The organism is Salmonella sp. SAL4457, assembly GCF_046548235.1.
In the GTDB taxonomy this organism is placed as follows: Bacteria; Pseudomonadota; Gammaproteobacteria; order Enterobacterales; family Enterobacteriaceae; genus Salmonella; species Salmonella enterica.
Genome location: NZ_JBGDZO010000872.1, coordinates 1 through 255, shown reverse-complemented (window position 1 = coordinate 255; position 255 = coordinate 1). Strand labels below are relative to the sequence as shown.

The following is a 255-nucleotide window of genomic DNA, read 5'->3' as shown; positions in this document are numbered from 1 at the left end:
GTGCAGGTGTAGCGAGGGCATGCGCGCTTCGTACTCGCGCAGGTCGCCCTTGACCAGGATCGGCAGGAACACGTCGTCGTGAGCCTGGTAACGCTGGATCAGCAGTTTCAACCCTTCCTGGAACGGCAATTCCTTCGACGCCACCAGGCGGTGCTCGCCGGGAATCTTCAGGTAGAGCCCGCGATAGCCCATGGTCTCGCCCGGCAGGATATGGATCCCGGTGGGCTCCACCGCGGCCAGCGGGATATCGTGGAA

Annotated in this window: 1 protein-coding gene; it reads right to left on the bottom strand. The window is 63.5% G+C overall.

Features of this window, described 5'->3' with window-relative positions:
• Positions 1–255, bottom strand: a 255-nt coding sequence (locus tag ACLJNW_RS26685) for a hypothetical protein (RefSeq protein ID WP_410961579.1), incomplete at both ends; no start/stop codon positions are given.